Annotated in this window: 17 protein-coding genes and 1 pseudogene; 3 read left to right on the top strand and 15 right to left on the bottom strand. The window is 62.7% G+C overall.

All coding sequences use genetic code 11. The annotated features are described in order from the left end of the window. Window positions 1-203: 203 nt before the first annotated feature. Both VD811_15000 and VD811_14995 read left to right on the top strand, forming a co-directional pair. The gene (locus VD811_15000) at window positions 204-1,028 is read left to right on the top strand and encodes a DUF3108 domain-containing protein (GenBank protein ID HXV22290.1); all 825 of its coding nucleotides are present in this window, start codon (window positions 204-206) and stop codon (window positions 1,026-1,028) included. 34 nt (window positions 1,029-1,062) lie between these two features. Continuing rightward, window positions 1,063-2,712, top strand: a complete 1,650-nt coding sequence (locus VD811_14995) for a putative manganese-dependent inorganic diphosphatase (GenBank protein ID HXV22289.1) — start codon at window positions 1,063-1,065, stop codon at window positions 2,710-2,712. A gap of 77 nt (window positions 2,713-2,789) precedes the next feature. On the opposite strand, the gene VD811_14990 is transcribed toward VD811_14995, so the two are convergent. The 6 genes from VD811_14990 to VD811_14965 form a co-directional block, all read right to left on the bottom strand. Further along, window positions 2,790-4,931, bottom strand: coding sequence for a thioredoxin domain-containing protein (locus VD811_14990; protein HXV22288.1), 2,142 nt, complete (start codon window positions 4,929-4,931; stop codon window positions 2,790-2,792). Between the two features lie 441 nt (window positions 4,932-5,372). After that, window positions 5,373-6,020: an HAD family phosphatase gene (locus VD811_14985; GenBank protein ID HXV22287.1), complete on the bottom strand. Its 648-nt coding sequence runs from the start codon at window positions 6,018-6,020 to the stop codon at window positions 5,373-5,375. Beyond that, the gene (locus VD811_14980; GenBank protein HXV22286.1) at window positions 6,017-7,099 is read right to left on the bottom strand and encodes a KamA family radical SAM protein; all 1,083 of its coding nucleotides are present in this window, start codon (window positions 7,097-7,099) and stop codon (window positions 6,017-6,019) included. Before VD811_14980 ends, VD811_14985 begins: the two co-directional genes overlap by 4 nt. A 4-nt stretch (window positions 7,100-7,103) precedes the next feature. Next, window positions 7,104-7,586, bottom strand: coding sequence for a GNAT family N-acetyltransferase (locus VD811_14975; protein ID HXV22285.1), 483 nt, complete (start codon window positions 7,584-7,586; stop codon window positions 7,104-7,106). Then, window positions 7,573-8,589, bottom strand: a complete 1,017-nt coding sequence (locus VD811_14970) for an ATP-grasp domain-containing protein (GenBank protein ID HXV22284.1) — start codon at window positions 8,587-8,589, stop codon at window positions 7,573-7,575. The genes VD811_14975 and VD811_14970 overlap by 14 nt, the downstream gene beginning before the upstream one ends. After that, window positions 8,567-9,646 carry an ATP-grasp domain-containing protein gene (locus VD811_14965; protein HXV22283.1) on the bottom strand — a complete coding sequence of 360 codons (1,080 nt, stop codon included), beginning with the start codon at window positions 9,644-9,646 and terminating at the stop codon, window positions 8,567-8,569. The genes VD811_14970 and VD811_14965 overlap by 23 nt, the downstream gene beginning before the upstream one ends. Window positions 9,647-10,168: 522 nt before the next feature. Here VD811_14965 and VD811_14960 point away from each other — a divergent pair. Continuing rightward, window positions 10,169-11,086 (top strand): helix-turn-helix transcriptional regulator, encoded by a 918-nt coding sequence (locus VD811_14960; protein HXV22282.1) that lies wholly within the window; start codon window positions 10,169-10,171, stop codon window positions 11,084-11,086. 622 nt (window positions 11,087-11,708) lie between these two features. On the opposite strand, the gene VD811_14955 is transcribed toward VD811_14960, so the two are convergent. From VD811_14955 to VD811_14915, 9 genes and pseudogenes are all read right to left on the bottom strand, one after another. Beyond that, the gene (locus tag VD811_14955) at window positions 11,709-12,392 is read right to left on the bottom strand and encodes a sulfite exporter TauE/SafE family protein (protein HXV22281.1); all 684 of its coding nucleotides are present in this window, start codon (window positions 12,390-12,392) and stop codon (window positions 11,709-11,711) included. Further along, window positions 12,389-12,808: a FixH family protein gene (locus VD811_14950; GenBank protein HXV22280.1), complete on the bottom strand. Its 420-nt coding sequence runs from the start codon at window positions 12,806-12,808 to the stop codon at window positions 12,389-12,391. Before VD811_14950 ends, VD811_14955 begins: the two co-directional genes overlap by 4 nt. Next, complete coding sequence (ccoS, locus tag VD811_14945) at window positions 12,798-13,004, bottom strand: cbb3-type cytochrome oxidase assembly protein CcoS (protein ID HXV22279.1); 207 nt, start codon at window positions 13,002-13,004, stop codon at window positions 12,798-12,800. The genes VD811_14950 and ccoS overlap by 11 nt, the downstream gene beginning before the upstream one ends. A gap of 34 nt (window positions 13,005-13,038) precedes the next feature. Then, a pseudogene (locus VD811_14940) lies at window positions 13,039-15,495 on the bottom strand (heavy metal translocating P-type ATPase). Between the two features lie 3 nt (window positions 15,496-15,498). Next, window positions 15,499-15,954, bottom strand: a complete 456-nt coding sequence (locus tag VD811_14935) for a FixH family protein (GenBank protein ID HXV22278.1) — start codon at window positions 15,952-15,954, stop codon at window positions 15,499-15,501. Window positions 15,955-15,959: 5 nt separating this feature from the next. Continuing rightward, window positions 15,960-17,207: a 4Fe-4S dicluster domain-containing protein gene (locus VD811_14930; GenBank protein HXV22277.1), complete on the bottom strand. Its 1,248-nt coding sequence runs from the start codon at window positions 17,205-17,207 to the stop codon at window positions 15,960-15,962. Window positions 17,208-17,256: 49 nt separating this feature from the next. Beyond that, a complete protein-coding gene (locus tag VD811_14925) occupies window positions 17,257-17,772 on the bottom strand; it encodes a c-type cytochrome (protein ID HXV22276.1) in 516 nt (171 codons plus the stop codon). 19 nt (window positions 17,773-17,791) lie between these two features. Further along, window positions 17,792-17,935: a cbb3-type cytochrome c oxidase subunit 3 gene (locus tag VD811_14920; protein ID HXV22275.1), complete on the bottom strand. Its 144-nt coding sequence runs from the start codon at window positions 17,933-17,935 to the stop codon at window positions 17,792-17,794. Then, on the bottom strand, window positions 17,935-18,416 hold a 482-nt coding region (locus VD811_14915; protein ID HXV22274.1), incomplete at its 5' end, for a c-type cytochrome. The genes VD811_14920 and VD811_14915, both read right to left, overlap by 1 nt.

Raw genomic sequence — 18,416 nt, 5'->3', positions numbered from 1 at the left:
GGAAGGTCTCCATCCGGGTCCGATTTTTCTGCCATCTGCAAATATATGAATATTTATAAAGTTTCAAGGCCGTTGTCAAGAATTTACCTTTGCCGACCTGTTTCGACGGGATTTACTCGACTTCCGTCCGGAGTGACATTAGACTTGCCCGGAAAACCAGGCCCCGGCGGCGGCGAGTCGCCCATGGTCTGCGGAGGAGCCAGGTGAGAAAACGGTCCATTCTTTTTTTCTGCAGCACTCTGCTTTGCCTGGCGGCGTCGCCGTTGCGCGGCGACGAACTTCGCCCCGACTATCCGGTGCTGCAGGAGCGTCCCCTGCCGCTGTCGGCCCTGGTCGGGGAATCGCTGGTTTACGATATCTCCTTTCTCTGGTTCGAGCGGCTGGCCGAGGGGCGTCTTGCCCTTGCCGCCGGCGAACGGCCCGGCACCTACCGGGCGGTTCTCGAGGCGAGAACCCTCGGGGTGGCCGCCTGGCTCACCGGTGACCGCATGCAGCGCTACGTTTCCCTCATGGAGGTCGGCCCGGACGGCCGACTGCAGTCGCTTTCCTTCGAATCCCGCATCATCAAGGGGAAGGAGAATGAGCGCAGCGACACGACCCGTCTCTATACCTTCGACCATGACCGGCACCAGGTGCGCTTCCAGCGAGCCCGCAACGACAGATTTTACAAGGATGAATGGCTGCCGATGTCCGGCGAGGCGCCGCCGAACGACATCCTGACTGCCTTCTACAACTTCCGGACCGGTCATTTCGGCCCGCTCAGGCCCGGCAGCCGCCATGCCGTCCCGACCTTCAGCCGCACCGGGAAAGAAGAAATCCGGATCGAAATGTTGACCGACGAGCAGCGGCCGGACGACCCTTTTTTCCCCCGTCATGGCCTGCTCGGCCGGGCGATCCTCGATGAGGAAATTCTGGATACCGGAGGCGGCGCGGTCTACGTCTGGTTCGACGACCTCGGCCGACCGCAGCGGGGGATCGTGGAAAATGTCATCGGCATCGGCAGCGTGCGCGGCAAGCTGCGCGAATAGGATTATGCCAATAGCGAAAAGGACAGAGACACTTATGAGCAAACCCATCATTTATGTCGTTGGCCACAAAAACCCCGACACCGATTCGATCTGCAGTGCCATTGCCTATGCGCGGTTGCGCAGCCGGCAGGGGCAGGAAAATGTCCAGCCGGCGCGGGCCGGCAACATCAACCGGCAGACGGAGTTCGTCCTCGACGAGCTTGACGTACCCCTGCCGACCCTGCTGGTGGACGTCTATCCCCGAGTCCGCGACGTCGTCGCCAGCCAGGTCATCACCATCGACCGGGAGGCGCCACTGGCTCGGGCCATGGAACTTTTCCACCAGCACAGCATCCGTCTGCTGCCGGTGATCGACGGCAATCGCGAACCGATGGGACTGCTGGTTCTCAAGCGGGTGGCCGAGCGCTTCCTGATTCCGAGCCGGGAGCAGGATCTGCGCAAGCTGCTCGCCTCCCCCGCCTCGATCCGCGACTGCCTCAGGGCGAAGGCGCTGCATCTGGTGGCGGCGGAGGCAGTGGAGGAACTCGATCTCTATGTCGGGGCGATGGCTTCGGCCACCTTCCGCCGGATCATGGCAGGACTCGACCCGCGCCGGATCGTCCTGATTACCGGCGACCGGGAAAACATTCAGCGCAAGGCGGTGGAAGCCGGCGTGCGGGTGCTGATCGTCACCGGCAGTCTGCCGGTGACGGACGAGATACTCGCTCTGGCCCGGCAGAACGGCGTGAGCATCCTCTCGACCCCCTTCGACACGGCCAACAGTGCCTGGCTGACCCGTCTGGCCACCCCCGTGCATTGCCTGCTCAAGGATGGCTTCGAGACGGTCGGCCTGCCGGATCGCCTCGACGACCTCCGCCTCAAGCTGCTCCACAGCCGGGACCCCGGGGTGATCGTGCTGGATGCCGCCGGCAAGGTGGCGGCGGTGGCGACCAAGAGCACCCTGCTCGCGCCCTCGGCGGTGAAGCTGATTCTGGTCGACCACAACGAACTTTCCCAGGCGGTCGCTGGCGCCGACAAGGTGGAGATCCTCGAGGTCATCGACCATCACCGGCTGGGGAATTTTCACACCGACCATCCCATCCGTTTTATCAACCAGCCGCTGGGCAGCACCTGCACCCTGGTCGCCACCCTCTACCGCCAGGCCGGCATCGAGCCGGACCCGAGCACGGCCGGGCTGATGCTCGCCGGCCTGCTCTCCGATACGGTTATTCTCAAGTCGCCGACCGCTACCTCCATCGACCGGGAGATGGCCGGGTGGCTCGCCGAGCGTGCCCGGCTCGATTACCAGGAGTTCGGCCGCCGCATTTTTGCCGCCGGCAGTACGCTGGCCGCCTACCCGAGTATCCGTGACCTGATTCTCGGCGATTTCAAGGAATATTCCGTTGGCGAGCGCAACTTCGGCGTGGGGCAGGTAGAGGTGGTGAGTTTTCACGAGTTCCAATCCATGAAGGAGCGCATCGCCGCCAGCCTGGAGGAACTCAGGGCGGAACGTCGTCTCGACGTGGCCGGGCTGCTGGTCACCGACATCGTCCAGGAGACGAGCCTGCTGCTGGTCCTGGGGCTAAGGGAACTTCCCTATCTGATCGGCTACCCCCAAATCGAGGAAAATCTTTTCGAACTCAGGGGGGTACTTTCCCGGAAAAAACAGCTGGTTCCTCACCTGCTGAAGGTGCTCAAGGGGTGAGAGGTTCAAGGCACGATGCCCTAGGCAAAAGGTACAAGGCACGAGGCACGAGGTAGGGGCGGGTTTGTCACCCGCCCCTACGGCGTTCTGGTGAGAAGTGCGGCAAGTTCCTCGGGGGTGGTCACCGGTGGCAGGCAGGTGTGGTCCCGGCAGACCCAGGCTGCGGCAATGCCTTCGACGGGACCTTTTCCCTGAACGATCGGAGCGAGGCTCTCCAGTCGGGTATCGCCGGCCCGGTAAACGATGGCCTGCGTCCGCGGCAGAAAGCGCCTTCGCAATTCGGCGAGCAACGCCTGTGGCGGACTGCCATCGGCCGCCGGGGCCAGGATGATCTCGGTCTTCGGCCCCAGGGCGTAGTCGAGGGCGCTGAGCAACTGGGCGTAGCCGGCAGGGTAGCGGTTCACCTGGTCGAGATTGGCCGCAAGCAGTGCCTCCCCTTTTGCCTCCCTGGCGGTGTTGCCGGTGAGGCGCCCCAGGCGCAGCAGGTTGAAGGTCGCCACCGAGGTGCCGGAGGGGATGGCGCCGTCTTGCAGGGAGCGACCGCGAATGAGGACTTTTTCGGCATCGGCGCCGGTATCGAAAAGCCCCCCCTGTCCGTCGTCGAAAAGCGCCAGCATGGCATCGGACAACTCCTGAGCCGACTCCAGGCACTGGCTGTCGAAGCCGGCCAGGAAGAGTTCCGTCAAACCCCAACCGAGAAAAGCATAATCCTCGAGGAAGGCGGGGATGGCCGCTTCACCCTGCCGCCAGCGGCGCAGAAGCCGCCCGTCCTTGCGGCGCAGGTTGGCGAGGACGAAATCTGCAGCCCGGCGCGCTGCTTCGATCAACTCGGCCTCGTTCAGCGCGGCGCCGGCCCGGGCCAGGGCGGCGATCGTGAGCCCGCTCCAGCCGGCGAGGATCTTGTCGTCGCGGTGGGGGCGCTCGCGCTTTTGTCGGGCCGCGAAGAGTTTCCGCCTTCCCTCGGCGAGGAGGTCGGCCAGTTGCCCCGGTTCAACGCCGACGCGATTGGCCAGGGTCGCTATATCCTCTTCCAGATGGGGAATGCTTTTCCCCTCGAAGTTTCCCGCCTCGGTGATGCCGTAGCTGCGGCAGAAGATCGTACCGAGTTCCTTGCCGAGAATCTCCGTGACCTGCGCCGGGGTCCAGAGATAAAAGGTCCCTTCGGCGCCCTCCGAGTCGGCGTCTTCGCCGCAATAGAAGCCGCCTTCCGGATGGCTCAGGTCGCGCAGAACATAGCTGAGGATTTCCCTGGCGGCCTGCGCGTAGAAGGTGTCCTGCGTGGCCAGCCAGGCATCGAGGTAGGCGTTGACCGCCAGTGCCTGATCGTAGAGCATTTTCTCGAAGTGCGGCACCAGCCAGCGGGCGTCGACCGAGTAGCGGTGCAGGCCGAAACCGATCTGGTCGAAGATTCCGCCCAGGCGCAGGCGCTGCAGGGTCTGCAATGCCATGACCCTGGCCTTCTCTTCCCCGGTCCGCTGCCAGATTCCCAGCAGCAGCGAAAGATTGTGCGGAGCCGGGAACTTGGGGGCATTGCCAAACCCGGCGTCGTGCCGGTCAAAGGTCTGCGCGTACTGCTCGAAGGCCTGCCGCAGGGGGGCCTCGGAGAGCGGTCGACTGGTCGTCGCACCCTGCTCGAACCGATGCAGTGCCAGTTGGACTTCTTCACCCGTTTGCAGCAGCCGGCTCCGGTCGGTGAGCCAGAGTTCGGCGATTTTCTCCAGGATGGTGGTCAGCCCGGCCATCCCCATGCGTGCGGTTCTGGGGATGTAGGTGGCGGCGAAGAACGGTTTTTTCTCGGGCGTCAGGACGAGGTTGAGCGGCCAGCCGCCGCTGCCGGTCATCATCTGGCAGACGGCCATATAGGTATTGTCGAGGTCCGGGCGTTCCTCCCGGTCGATTTTGATGGCGATGAAGTGACGATTGATGACCCGGGCGACTTCCGCGTCCTCGAAGGACTCGTGGGCCATGACGTGACACCAGTGGCAGGTGGAGTAGCCGATGGAGATAAAGACGGGTTTGTCCTCGGCCCTGGCTCTGGCGAAGGCATCCTCTCCCCAGGGGTGCCAGTCGATGGGATTTTCGGCGTGTTGCAGCAGGTAGGGACTTTTTTCGAAAATAAGGCGGTTGTAATGCTCACCCCCGTCGAGGGGGAGAATGCTCAGGTCGATTCCGGAGAGTCGGGTAACTGGGTCTTGCCCATTGCGAAGAGGATGTTTCATCGAAGCGCCCTTTCCCGGTACGCTTCAACAGTAGCATTCGCAGTCTTTTCAGGCAAGTGGCCGGCAGGGGAGGGGGCGGGGGACAGAAACAAAAAATGCCCCGTGAAGGAGGGGTATCACGGGGCGAAAACCCCCTGGCTTTTTTGGGGGAGCCAGGGGAACATGGCGCGATTCTACAAAATAACCGGAGGGCATGCAATCAAAATAGCTGGCAGGCCCAGCCGCTTTGCTGCGGCTAGATGGATAGGTCTGGCGTTCGGGATGCCGGAATTCAGGGTGAGAAGGGATCAGGAAGGCATAAAAAGACCCCGTACACGGAGGGGGGGTGTATACGGGGCCGAACTGTCGATCCGGAAGACCGGACCAACGTTCAAACTAAATACTATAGGATGTCCAACGGGAATTCAAGAGAATTTTTCACATTCCTCCTGGCCGTGATGTTTAACCGGGCGGAAGGTCCTGCAGGGCGGCGGGCACCTCGCGGATGTCGGTCAGGACCCGCTCTGCCGAAGAGAAATCCCCGCTCCGGGTCAACTTGCCGGGGATGACGAGGCAGCGCAGCCCGGCCCGGCACGCCGCGAGCAGGCCCCTTTCCGAATCCTCGATAACCCGGCAATCTTCGGGGCGCAGGCCGCTTTTGCGCAAGGCCGTCAGATACGGTTCGGGGTGCGGTTTGGAGCTGACGTAGTCATCGCGGGTCAAAACGAAATCGAAGTATTTGAGCAATCCTGAACGGTCGTGGATGAGAGCGAAGTGCTCGGACCGTGAACTGGTCACGATGGCCATCCTTACCCTCCCGTGCAGGGCGGCCAAAGTTTCCTCGACTCCCGGTATTATCCTGGTTTCCTCCCGCAGCAGTTCGGCATATCGCTCGTCTCTGGACCGCCGAGCCGCACCCAGTTCTGCCGTTGTCAGGTTGTCCGCGACAAGCGAGAAGAGGCTGCTGCCGTCTTTCAGCGAGATGTCGACAAACTGCTGCTGCGTCAGCTCGACGCCGAATCCGGCCAGAACCTCTCTGGTGGCGCGGAAATAGAGGGGCTCCGTGTCCACCAGAATGCCGTCATTGTCCCAGAAAAGACCCTTGATCATTGTCCTATGGCATCATCCTGGCGTTCGCCTTCCTTTGCCGGGGAAGCGTTGCGATAATGGTAAGTTTCACCCAGATAATTCTTCAGCACGACGTCATCGCCCAATTCCTGCAAATAGTCGGGGAGAAGCGGGATCTTGCCTCCCCCGCCCGGGGCGTCGATGACGTAAGCGGGAACCGCCAGGCCGGAAGTGTGCCCGCGCAGGGCGCGGATAATGCCGATCCCTTCCTCGACGGTCGTGCGGAAATGATCGGTCCCCTGCACCATGTCGGCTTGGTAGATGTAGTAGGGCTTGACCCGGATGGCGAGCAGCTTCTGCATCAGCCGCTTCATTGTCCCGGGGTCATCGTTCACCCCGCGCAGCAGTACCGACTGGTTTCCCAGGGGGATGCCCGCATCGACGAGTCGGCCGCAGGCCCGGGCCGAGAGGTCGGTGATCTCGGCCGGATGGTTGAAGTGGGTGTTGATGTAGAGGGGGTGGAAGCGTCGCAGGATCCGCACCAGTGCCGGCGTGATCCGCTGCGGCAGGACGACTGGCACCCGGGTCCCGATGCGGATGATCTCCACGCTCGGAATGGCCCGCAGTTCCTTGAGAATCCACTCCAGACGCTCGTCGGCGAGCAGCAGGGGGTCGCCACCGGAGAGAATGACGTCCCGGATTTCCGGATGGTTCCGGAGGTAGCGAAGGCCCTCCTCGAGAGTTTCGCGGTTGATGACCATGTTCTCTCCGCCAACCTTGCGCTTGCGGGTGCAGAAACGGCAATACATGGCGCATTCGGAACAGACCAGAAAGAGCGCCCGGTCGGGGTAGCGGTGGATCAGGTTGGGGACCGGACTCTGGTTTTCCTCCTCCAGAGGGTCGGCGGGGCAGACCTGGTCGTGCAGTTCGTCCGCGGCGGGAACGGCCTGCCGCCAGATCGGATCGTCGACCGATTGGATGAGGCTGAGATAATAGGGGTTGACGCGCATGGGGTAGCGCTCGGCTACCGCCTCCAGGGGACGGGGGTCGACGCCAAACCGGCGGGTCAGGTCGCCGGGCCGGGTGACGCTTGCCTGCAAAAGTCTTTGCCAGGTCTCCATCGTCTCAGCTCTTCTCCTTGGTGGAAAAGCGTTTAACGTACGTGATGCGATCATCGCCAGGGCGGTAAAAATCAAGAATCCTCGATTCTTCGACGTAGCCGGCCTGTTCGTAAAAAAGCCGGGTACGCTCATATCCGCCTTGGGAAGAGGTTTCCAGGCAGATCATTCTGCCGCCGCGGGTACGGGCATCCGCTTCGGCGTGGGCCAGCAGTTTCCGGCCAAAGCCTCTCCCTTGTACCCTGGGATCGGTGGCGATCCAGTAGAGGTCGAAATTTCCCTCGGTCAACGGCACCGGCCCGTAGAGCACATAGCCGACGGCCCGCCCGTCATCCTCGGCGACGGCCACGATATAGTCTTTCTGGTTCGGGTCATCGAGAACGATGCCGAGCAGTTCCACGGCACAGCCAACTTCGATGTCGTTAAATGCCCCGGTCTCGTTGAGGACCCGAATGAGATCGGGCAGGTCCTCGCGCTTAAGGTTTCGCATGCACGGTCTCCTTGCGCTTGAGCGCCATCTGCAGGATGCGGTCGATCAGCTTCGGGTAGGTCAGTCCAGCCGCCCGTGCGGCCCTGGCCAGGCCGGCGCCGGGAGCAATATCGGGATTGGCGTTGACTTCGAGAATATACGGTACGTCGTTGCGCAGGCGGATGTCGACCCGGGCATAGTCACGGCATTCAAGAATCTTGTAGGCACGCAGGGCGACATCCCGAAGGAGGAATTCCTCCTTGGCCTTGAGGGGCGCGGGGCAGACCGGTTCGGTCTTCGCGTATTCCGCCGATTCCTCCAGCCACTTGCCGTTGTAGCTGACGATGGACCGGCTCAGCCCCGGCTGAAAACGGATTTCGGAGAGTGGCAGCGCCTCAAAGGGGGCGTTGCCAAGCACTGCAGCATTGATTTCCCGCCCTTCAATGAATTCTTCGACCAGCGCACCCTGATGGTAGGTGTCGTGCACGTACTGGATGCGTCTTTTCAGGGCGGCTTCGCTCTCGACGATGCTGTCGAGGGTGATACCCAGCGAGGCGTCTTCGAATCGCGGCTTGATGATCAGGGGATAGGCCAGGTCGCGGGTCTTGGGAAAATGTTCGCCCATCTTGACCAGGATGTACTTGGGGGTGGGCAGGCCGTGGCGCATCAGCAGGTCTTTGGTGCGGACCTTGTCCTGGGTAAGACCAAGAGAAAGCGGGGTGGCTCCGGTGTAGGCGTAGCCGAGCAGGTCGAGAAGGGCAGCGACGTGCATTTCCTTTCGGCTGTCGCCCCAGAACCCTTCGCAGAGGTTGAAGACCGCCTCCGGTGCCGCGGTACGCAGATCATCGATGAACTTGGCGACATCGGCACCAAGGGGGACCAGCTTGGGTGCGTGCCCAAGCTCCTTGAGGGCCTTGCTGACGGCGCGGGCCTCGGTTTCGGCCCCCTTCTCGGAAATTCGGTCGCCGGCCTCCCCCTTGAACAGCTTGGGAGGGACACGGTTATAGCATACAGCGACGTTCATCCAGCCCCCCCTGGCTCAATCCGAGCCGTTCTCTGGCGGCTTCTACCACGCCTAGAATCATCTGCTCATAGGAAAGGCCGGCCGCCCTTGCCGCCTTGGGGAAGCAGCTGTTCTGTTCCGGCCGCGGCAGGATGCCGGGAAGGGGGTTGAGTTCGATGATGTTGGGCAATCCGCGGGCATCCAGACGCACGTCGATCCGGCACCAGTCACGGCAGCCCAGCACCCGGAAGGCCCGTTTGCACGTCTCTTCGATGTTCTTTCTCAGGAGCGGTTCCACTGGAGCAGGACAGGAGAAGATCTGCAGGGGGTTTTCTTCCCGGTCCCAGAGCCATTTGGCTTCAAAGGAATAGATGGGGTTCACCCCTGCCGGCAGGGTGTCGAAGTTGATCTCTACGATCGGCAGCGCCTGCAGTGACGAGCCGTTGCCGAGCAGGGCGACGGTAAACTCCCTGCCGGGGAGGAACTCTTCGACCAGCGCCGGCTGCTGGTAGGTGTTGAGCACCCACTCTATCTGCCGGCGCAGTGCACGACGGTCCTGCACCAGTGCCTTGTCCGTAACTCCTTTGCTGGAGCCTTCGAGGATCGGCTTGACCATCAGCGGGTAGCGCAGGCGGCCGGGGATTTCCGACAAGGAATGGACAACGGCGAAGCGGGGGGTGGGGACCCCGTGGCAGGCAAGTATTTCCTTGGTCCGCCGTTTGTCGAGACAGATGCCGAGGGTGACCGGATCGCTGCCGGTGTAGGGGATGCCGAGCATGTCGAGCATCGCCGGGATTTGCGCCTCGCGGCTGTTGCCCAGCAGACCCTCGGCAATGTTGAAGACCAGATCGGGACGAAGCTTGCGAAAGGTTTCGAAGGCGTCGAGGTCGGCCTCGACGAGGCTGACCTGATGTTGCGAAGCCAACGCCGCCTCCACCGCCTTGATCGTGTGAATGTCATCCCACTCGGCGTAGATGTCGTCGGCTACTGGCGAGGGAGGTTCGGAGGGAGGCTCCGCGGGCGGTTCCACTTCCTGGACGGACTCCTGCCGCAGATTGAAGGTGAGTGCAACGTGCATGGTGAACCCCTTTAAAAGCCTTCGAAGTATTACCGTTCCCCCGACGGGGGAGCAGCGGATGCGTGCCATCGGTCCGGGTAGCCTGGGAGGCTGGCGGCTATAAAAAGGGGTTGCTTTTTATGCATCGTCTTCTTGCGCATTCCCGGCCGGAACGTATCCGTCAAACTCCATATACTCCCCTTTGAATGTTGTGTCAACGGGGAAAAAAACAAGTAAAAATATTGTTTGATTATCGATGGTTATACATACAGAACGGCGAAAATAAAGAGGCCTTGCAGGAAAAAAAGAAATTTCCGTTATTGTTGTCTGGATACGTAACCGGATGGAGGCGAAGCCAACCCCTCATTTTCAGGCCGACTGACAACCGGGGGCGGATCCGATGTCGGGTCGGATGCAGGTAGTTACAGCTGTTTAAGTCTGTCGATGTCGGGTGGTTAAATTGAGAGAATACGACGTTCTGTATTTGTGTTTACTCCATTGGGAGCATTCTGCTACACTCGTCCGGATTTCTGCGAGGCTTAAATGACACAAATGCTCCCCCCGACGGTCTGTCTTGACGGAGCTGCCGTCCGCCGGATCCGCGAAGAAAAAAAACTGACCCAGCTTTATGTGGCCAAGGTGGTTGGAGTGACCACCGACACCATTTCCCGCTGGGAGAACAACCGCTATCCTTCCATCAAGCGGGAGAACGCGCTGCGTCTTGCCGAAGCGCTGGAGGCTCCCGTCGAGGATATCCTGCAAGGCGGAACCGGTATCTGTACGATGGCGGAGCCAGCCCTTCCGCCCCGCCGTTTGATTTATCGCGCCCTCCCCATTTTTCTGGTCCTTTTCGTCCTGGCGGCAGTCTACTTCTTTGTACAGCGTCAGCAGGCGCCCGCTGATAGTCTGCTGGCCGAGCGGGTGCTCCCCAAATTTGCAGCGCCCGGCAGCAGTATTCCGGTGCAGGTTCGGTTGGAGGCCGGCTCCGAGATGAAGGGATTTATTCTCCGCGAGCACTTTCCGCCCGGCTGGAAGCTGATCGAGGCCAGCCCTCCTCCCTCGAGCCTCGATAATGAGGAGGGTACAGCCCGCTGGATCGTCAAGCCCGGCGAGGAGCGCCGGATGATTGCCTACCTGGTCAAGGTGGATCGTGCTGCTGAGCTGGGCAGGGAGGGGACATTCAGCGGCGAGGCGGTTGCCAATCCCAATGGACGCAACACCCCTTCGCCAGTGACGGGAGCAACGCAACTGCGTATTGGTCCATTTCAATGGGCCGACCTGAATGGCGACAATGTCATCGACGACTCCGAGATGTTGCAGGCTTCAGATACCGTGGACAGCATGAAGGATATCCACCTCAACTGGCGGCAGTTGGAGGAGATATGGGATGCCGGTGGTTATCGCTGGGATGAACGACGGGAGCAGTTTGTCCCGCATCGAATTCCGCATCCCTCTCCTTGATTCGGCCCCTCCTCAGCCACTGACCTACTTCCATCCGGCTGTCTGTTTTCCCGCCGTAAGTCCCTTTGTTATCGAGCCCCTTCCCCTCTGCGGAAGTCCTGAGTTCTGCAAATCCCTGACGAAAGTGCCCGAACAGGTGCAGATTGCCTGCTGCGCTGCAGGCAGCTTTTTAGAGCCAATCCGGCGAGTTGGAGGCGTTCCCTGCTGGGACGTGCGGGTGGGTTTCGAAGGATTTTCGAAAGCTTTTGCTGCAGAAGGCGGGCAGGAGGGAGTGATCAGTTTGAAACGAGGCTGCGGATACGGCTCCGGACGTCCTCGGGCAAAAGGTGCCAGTACGGGCTGTCTATCAGTTGCCTGAATTCATCCTGCTTTTCAGTCGGCGAAAGCGAAGCCCATCGCGAAAAAGATTTTTTTGACAGGTTGCCACGCTGGTCGCTATGCATGATGCCTCCTTCGGGAGTTGCCGCTCCCAAGCCGCCTGGATGAACAATATTCGATGCTGGAGAGGAAGATGTAATTGCAGAAGAAAAGTGGAGGTCCGACACGCGTTCGGAGATAAAAGCATAAACAGGAAAACGACAATTTCAAGCGGAGAGGAGGATTTTTTTTCGCCCCGCAGGGGTTACCATACCCCCATCATCTGCAGGTGCCGGAATAAGTTCCAGGCGCCCATCAGGGCAACCATGACACCAGCGCCGAGGAGCATCCAGTGGCGGGCTCTGGCCCCCAGCCAGTGTGCCGCCGTCCCGAACAGCAGGAGCGCGGGGGCGGTTCCGAGCCCGAAGGCGAGCATGATCTGCGCTCCCTGCAAAGGAGCGGCGCTTTGGGCAGCGGTAATCGCCACGGCGTAAAGAAAGCCGCAGGGAATAAAGCCGAAGAGCAGCCCAAGCGGGAGTGCGGCGACCGCCGGCGGGAGGCGGCGCAGGCCGCGTACGGCGACGGTCAGGACACGGACGGGGCTGGCGCATTCGAGGCTCAGGAGATTGAAGCTCCGGAAGATGCCGGCGCTGCCGAGGCCGATCAGAATAATGAAAAGATCGGAGCAGAGGAGAATAATTCGAGCGAAAGTGGCAAAGGCCTCGGCGTACGCAATGGCCGAGCCGAGCCAGCCGACCGCAAGGCCGATCAGGGTGTAGGTGGTGATCCGGCCTGTATTGTAGAGCAGGTGGAATGGGAGTCCGCCCCGCTGTCGGTCGCCGGAGAGGGGGAGGGAGAAGGCAGCAACGAGACCGCCGCACATGCCGAGACAGTGTCCCGAGCCAAGCAGGCCGGTGAACAGTGCCATGGAAAAGAGGGGATCGGTCATTTCATCTGCACCCTGGGGATATCGAAGGCCAGCGTCCGCTGCCCCCCGTCTGGCGGGGTGACGACGCAGGTGAAACGCCAGGCGCCTCGGGTGCAGGTAAAAATCATGTCGCCAACGTAAGCTCCGTCACGCTCGGTAATCTTCGGGCGATTCTCGGGCATCGGCATGGAAGGCATGGTCAGTTCGCAGCGGATTTCGGCTCCGGTGAGCGGCGTGCCGTCGGCATTTTTCAGCTCCAGGCGAAAAGGGATGACGGTCATCGCAACGAGAGGGGCAGCCGCGAATTCGAGGACGGCGGGTCCGCCGGCCGCTGCCGACAGCTCGAAGCGGGTAGTTGCCCGATTCTCCGCCAGTGCGGGCAGAATCAGCAGACCGTGAAGCAGAGCGATAAGCAGGCAGAATGTTCTAAAGGTCACGGTATTTCTCCTCGCTGGTTGCATCCTGGCCCTCCTGCCTGATGCATGGATGATCTTCATCATCATCGAGCATCCGGTGCTTCGGCCCTTCGATGTCGTCGAACTCCCCTTTCTTTACGGCCCAGACAAAGACCAGCCAGACGCCGGTGCCGAGAAACAGGGAAAGCAGGATGAGAATGACGGTCGATGTGAGCATAAATTCTCCATGTCCCGAGTCCAAAGTCGAAAAGTTAAGGGTTCGGTGTTGATCCTCGACCTTGGACCCGGGACTTTGGACCCGTGACCTGAAATTTGCACAGCCGCAGGCTGTTGCCCACCACGCAGACCGAACTCAGGGCCATGGCCGCCGCAGCGTGGATCGGGGTGAGCTTGCCGGCGGCCGCAAGAGGGATGGCCAGCACATTGTAGGCAAATGCCCAGAAAAGATTCTGCCGGATGATGCGCAGGGTGCGCCGGGCGAGCACCAGTGCCAGCGTCAGGCAGCTCAGGTCGGGCCGGGTGAAGACCAGGTCGGAAGTTTCCAGAGCGATGTCGGTGCCGCCGGCCATGGCGCAGCCGACAGTTGCCGCCGACAGGGCCGGAGCGTCGTTAATGCCGTCCCCGACCATGAGGACCCGATCGCCTCGCCCGACGGCAGCGTTTACCCAGACCGTTTTCTGCTCCGGCGTCATGCCGGTGTGGACCGCCTCCATCCCCAGATCGCGACCGATCCGCCCGCCGGCAGCCTAACTGTCGCCGGTCCGCTGGGCTGACCGAACGCCGAGGCGTTTGAGTTGGGCGACGATTTCGGCGGCCTCCGGACGCAGGCCGTCAGTAAGAAACAGGGCGCCGCGGTATTCCGCGCCGAGCGCGACGTGAACTTCGGTCAGCTCCTGCCCTTCGTCAGGGGGGGGGAGCTCGATCCCGACCTGCTGCAGAAAGGGGCGACTGCCGACGCGAAGCAAGCCGCCCGGGGTGTCGCATTCAAGTCCCCGGCCGGGCAGAGATCGCACGCCTTCGCCGGTGCCGGCGGCAATCCCCCGGCGCTGCGCTTCGGCAAGGATGGCCCGCGCCAGGGGGTGGTTCGCTCCCCCTTCGGCGAGGGCGGCAAGCCGCAACAGTTCCGCCTTGCTGCCGACTGCGGGCCGGATAACCGCTACCATGGGACGGCCCCGGGTCAGGGTGCCGGTCTTGTCGAAGGCGGCCAGGTTCAGCCGACCGGTCGCCTCCAGGACGTCCCCCCCGCGAAAGAGGATGCCCTGGGAAGCGCCCGCGCCGGTGGCGACCAGAACAGCGGTCGGCGTCGCCAGTCCCAGGGCGCAGGGACAGGCGATGACCAGGACCGCCACCGCCGCCAGCAGGGGAGTCGTGCCGCCGCCGGGAAAGAGCGTCCACCAGGCGTAGGTCGCAGCGGCGACCAGTCCTACAGCCGGCACGAAGATCGCCACCACGCGGTCGGCGAGCCGTTGCACCGGCGCCCGGCGCGCCTGCGCCTCTTCGACCAGGCGAGCGATGCGGGCGATGAAGGAGTCGGTAGCGGCAGCGGTGACGCGCACGTTGACGGCGGCCGAGAGGTTGAGGGTGCCGGAGGTCACCGGTTCTCCCGGTCGGCGCCAGACCGGCAGCGGCTCGCCACTGACGGCGGCCTCGTCCACCTCGGTTTCGCCGGCCAGAAGAAGGCCGTCGACCGGAAACCGTTCGCCCGGCAGGACCACTATGACATCCCCCGGAGCGAGCCGGGCCGCCTCAATTTCCACGACGACGTCCCCCTCCAGACGTCTGGCGGTATCGGGCGCCAGACGCAGCAAGCGATCGACGCCGGCCGAGGCGCGGCGTCTGGCGGCGTTTTCAAAGAGGCGGCCGGCGAGGATCAGGGTGACGATCATGGCGGCCGTGTCGAAGTAGACTTCACCGCCGGCCACCAGGGCATGCAGGCTGGCCCCGTAGGCGGCGAGGACGCCGACGGCGATCAGCAGGTCCATGCTGGGGACACGGTTGATGAGGCTGCGCAGGCCGCCGCGCAGGAACGGCCAGCCGGCATAGAAGACGACCGGCGTGGTCACCAGGGCGGCCAGATACTGCATCAGGTCACGGGTTTTGGCGTCGATCCCCTGAAAATAGCCGGCGTAGAGGGCAAACGAGTAGCCCATCAGCTGCATGGAGAGGAAAAAGGCGGTGCCGAAACGCAGCAGCAGGCTGCGCCGCTCCGCCTCGGCCCAGCGCTGGGCCTCGGCTGGGGTATAGGGGCGCGGCAGATAGCCGATGCGGCCGACAGCTGCAAAGATCCCGGAGGGGGTGATGTGCAGCGGGTCAAAACGGACGCGCACCCTGTGGTTGCCGTAATTGACCCGGGCCTCGACCACTCCGTCCAGGGCTCCGAGGATCCTTTCGATGAGCCAGATGCAGGAGGCGCAGCGGATTCCATCAAGGAAAAAGGAGATCTCGGCGCCCGCCTCCGTCTGGCTGACGAAGCGGGAAAGAAAGGCGTCGTCGTAAGCGGCGGTGAAAGCGCCTTCGGGGACTCCGGGTTCGGTCCAGGCGCGTCTGGCGTAAAAACCGCCGAGGCCGGCGCCGGTGATGATCCGGTAGGCCCCGCGGCAGCCCTGGCAGCAGAAACGGCGCGGAACGTCCGCAACGGTGTCGATCACCAGGTCGCGCGGCGCAATGGCAAGCCCGCAATGCGCGCAGAGGTCAGCAGTTTCAGTCATCGTTCAGAGATTAAGCAGCAGCGGACGGCGGAGGGTGGCGCCGCCGTGGCTGAAGGTCAGCATGGCCTGGATTTCCCCCTGCAGTTCGCCGGGGAGGTTGGCGCCGTAGCGGCCGGCGGCATCTTCTGTCAGCTGCAGGATGATGTCGGACCGTTTTCTGGCCGGAATGACCAGTCGGGCATCGCCGCCGGTTACGGGTTGCCCGTCTCTCCCGGTCAACTGCGAGGCGAGGTAGCCGTTTTGCAGACTGACGGCTATCCGCCAGCCAAGGCTCTCGGCGACCTTCTTCTCGACCAGGGAGTCGTTGTGGCGCAGGCCATGGGAATAGTAATGACGGTCCGTTACGGCGCTGACACCGGTGGCCGACCGATAGACGGACCAGCCCGTCACGCCGAGAAACAGCAGTCCAAGGAGCAGCAGCAGGTACGGCCAGCGATTGGCGGGCAAGGTTCCAGACATACGGATTACTCCTGTGGTGCGGTGATGAACGCTGCGGCGCGAGCTGTAACCCGCCCTTGACTGTCGCGCAGCACGAAGGTGACCGGCACCGTCTCTGGCCGCGGGCTCGCCGCTGCAACGACGGCGAAATCGAGGCGGCGGCGCTCCCCGGCGGCCAGCTGAAAGTCCGTCGCCGGCCCCCGGATCTCGAGCGGTGAGCCATCCGCCAGGTGGGCTCTCAGGGTGAACGCCCCGGCTGCGGTTGACCGATTGGTCATATAGGCCGTGAAGAAATTGACCAGCCGGCCATCCTCCAGCTGCCGCGGAGCGGCGGCGGTGCGGGAGAGCTTGAGGCTGGCCTCGGGCAGCTGGACGGCAGACAGAACCAGCGCGGTCGTAACGCCGGCCAGGGCGACCAGCACCATCCCCATGCGCAGGTTGAACAGTGCCTTCAGCCCCTTTCCCTCCAGGCCGAACGTGTAACGGATGATGCCGGGCTCGCCGCGGCGGGCCATCACTTCCCGACAGGCATCGAGGCAGCGGCCGCAGTTGATGCATTCGATCTGGTAGCCGCGGCGGATATCGATTCCTGTCGGGCAGGCCCGGACACAGGCGTTGCAGCGGATGCAGCGGGCCGCCTCGTCCGGATGATAACGCAGGGTCAGGGTGCCGGGGTCGACCAGCACCGTCTGGAAACGGCCGTACGGGCAGAACTCCCGGCAGAGCAGCCGGCGGACAAAGGCCAGGTCAAGCCAGACGATGCCGGCGGTGATGGCCAGGGTCAGAAGAATACCGCCCCCCAGGTCAGCCGCCAACAGTCGGGGAAAGAAATCGTAGGGCGACACGAAGTACCAGACCAGGTTGGCGGCAATTAACAGCGAAACGGTCAGATAGAAGAGCTGCAGCAGCACGGTCTGCCAGCTGTTCCTTTCCATGTGGCCGGCCGTGACCCGAACGCCGATCAGCCGGGCGAATCCCTCGGCCAGATCGACAAGGGTGGTCTGCGGGCAGGCCCAACCGCACCAGGCGCGCCCCAGAGCCAGGGTCACCAGGAGAAAAAGCAGAACCAGGGCAATGGCAAAAAGCAGGAAGAGGTAGAGCTCCTCGATCCGGAACGTGTGGCCGAACGCCTGCAGGGAGAGCGTCGGGAGATCGAGGCGCAACAGGCTCCGACCGTCGATCCGGAGGAAGGGAATCGCCAGCAGGGTCAGGGTGCAGGCCCACTGTAAAAACCGGCGCCAGGTGCCGAGGCGATGTGGTCGCGTGGTATTCATCTCAAGAGGCGGGCGGGGGGGGCAGGAGACATCCCCCCCGCCCGCAGGCTTATTTCAGGGAGAGCACAAAAGCCGTGAGACTCTCCGTTTCAGCGGCCGAAAGTTGGCTGCCGAAGGCCGGCATGCCGGCCGGTCGGCCGTTGCGAATGCTCTCAGCTACCGCTTCCGGCGTGCGTCCGTATTTGTAGTCCGGGCGAGTCAGGTCGGGACCGATGCCGCCTTTTCCTTCGGCACCGTGACAGGCGGCGCAGTGGCTGGCATACAGTTCCTTGCCGGCGGCTGTATCCGCCGGCGGCTTAGCCGCCACGGCCCCGACCGCCGAAGCCCCCGGCGCAGGCGGCTGCCGCTGGGCCTGCAGCTGCTGGTGGGTGTCCATCTTCTGCCGGAATTCGTCTGCCGAACTCCAGCCGCTCAGCAGATAATAGGCGCTGAAGATTACTCCCCAGAGGATCAGGCCGTAAAAGAGAGCGGTGAAGTATGCAGGCGGCCGGGTTTCCCGGTTCTCGACAATGCCGTCGAAATCATGGGTCGGGTGCTTATGCCGGTGCTCATCGAGCATGGACATGGAATACTCCTCTGTTTGATTAATCGTCATCATTCAGCATGCGGTGCTTGGGTTCTTCCATCCGCTTTTTCCCCTTGCGGCTGTACGTGCGGACGACGATCACCGCAAAGACCGCGAAAAGCCCGATGGTGACGGCCAGATAGGCCAGCGAAGCCCAGTCCATCAATGCCTCTTCTGATATTTCAGGTAGTTGACCAGTTTCCAGGTCCGGTCGGAACCGACCGCCGCGAATGCCGGCATGCCTCCTTCGGGGATGCCGTTGTAGAGAATCTGGTAGAGGTCGGCGTCGGGCATGTCGAGATCTTCAAGCCCGGGGCCGATACCGCCCGTGAGATCCGCACCGTGGCAGGCGGCGCAGTGCTCCTGGTAGAGGGCTTCACCCTCCGGAAACACCGAGGAGTCGCCCTGATAGGGATTGCGAAGTTCCCCCACGATCTCGGTACGCGCCGCCTCACGCCAGGGGATATCGCTGCCCAGCTTCTGCAGGTAGGCGATCATGGCGGCCATCTCCGTCTTGCCGGTCAGCGCCCGGATCTGCTCCTCTGCGTAGGGGAAATCGAGAGCCGTCATTTTTTTCCGGGTATACTCCGGGTCGACAGTGACATCGTTCAGGAAGGCGTAGGCCGGCATGTTCGAGCGGGGAA

This window comes from Desulfuromonadales bacterium (assembly GCA_035620395.1).
Lineage (GTDB): Bacteria > Desulfobacterota > Desulfuromonadia > Desulfuromonadales > DASPGW01 > DASPGW01.
Note: the sequence above shows the minus strand (reverse complement) of the source record. Positions and strands in the feature narration are given on the sequence as shown.

Excerpts from the sequence above, each read along its gene's own strand:
- VD811_14995 (HXV22289.1), top strand. The coding sequence starts at position 1,063 with ATGAGCAAACCCATCATTTATGTCGTTGGCCACAAAAACCCCGACACC.
- VD811_14990 (HXV22288.1), bottom strand. The coding sequence starts at position 4,931 with ATGAAACATCCTCTTCGCAATGGGCAAGACCCAGTTACCCGACTCTCC.
- VD811_14985 (HXV22287.1), bottom strand. The coding sequence starts at position 6,020 with ATGATCAAGGGTCTTTTCTGGGACAATGACGGCATTCTGGTGGACACG.
- VD811_14980 (HXV22286.1), bottom strand. The coding sequence starts at position 7,099 with ATGGAGACCTGGCAAAGACTTTTGCAGGCAAGCGTCACCCGGCCCGGC.
- VD811_14975 (HXV22285.1), bottom strand. The coding sequence starts at position 7,586 with ATGCGAAACCTTAAGCGCGAGGACCTGCCCGATCTCATTCGGGTCCTC.
- VD811_14970 (HXV22284.1), bottom strand. The coding sequence starts at position 8,589 with ATGAACGTCGCTGTATGCTATAACCGTGTCCCTCCCAAGCTGTTCAAG.
- VD811_14965 (HXV22283.1), bottom strand. The coding sequence starts at position 9,646 with ATGCACGTTGCACTCACCTTCAATCTGCGGCAGGAGTCCGTCCAGGAA.
- VD811_14960 (HXV22282.1), top strand. The coding sequence starts at position 10,169 with ATGACACAAATGCTCCCCCCGACGGTCTGTCTTGACGGAGCTGCCGTC.
- VD811_14955 (HXV22281.1), bottom strand. The coding sequence starts at position 12,392 with ATGACCGATCCCCTCTTTTCCATGGCACTGTTCACCGGCCTGCTTGGC.
- ccoS (HXV22279.1), bottom strand. The coding sequence starts at position 13,004 with ATGCTCACATCGACCGTCATTCTCATCCTGCTTTCCCTGTTTCTCGGC.
- VD811_14935 (HXV22278.1), bottom strand. The coding sequence starts at position 15,954 with ATGTCTGGAACCTTGCCCGCCAATCGCTGGCCGTACCTGCTGCTGCTC.
- VD811_14930 (HXV22277.1), bottom strand. The coding sequence starts at position 17,207 with ATGAATACCACGCGACCACATCGCCTCGGCACCTGGCGCCGGTTTTTA.
- VD811_14925 (HXV22276.1), bottom strand. The coding sequence starts at position 17,772 with ATGTCCATGCTCGATGAGCACCGGCATAAGCACCCGACCCATGATTTC.
- VD811_14920 (HXV22275.1), bottom strand. The coding sequence starts at position 17,935 with ATGGACTGGGCTTCGCTGGCCTATCTGGCCGTCACCATCGGGCTTTTC.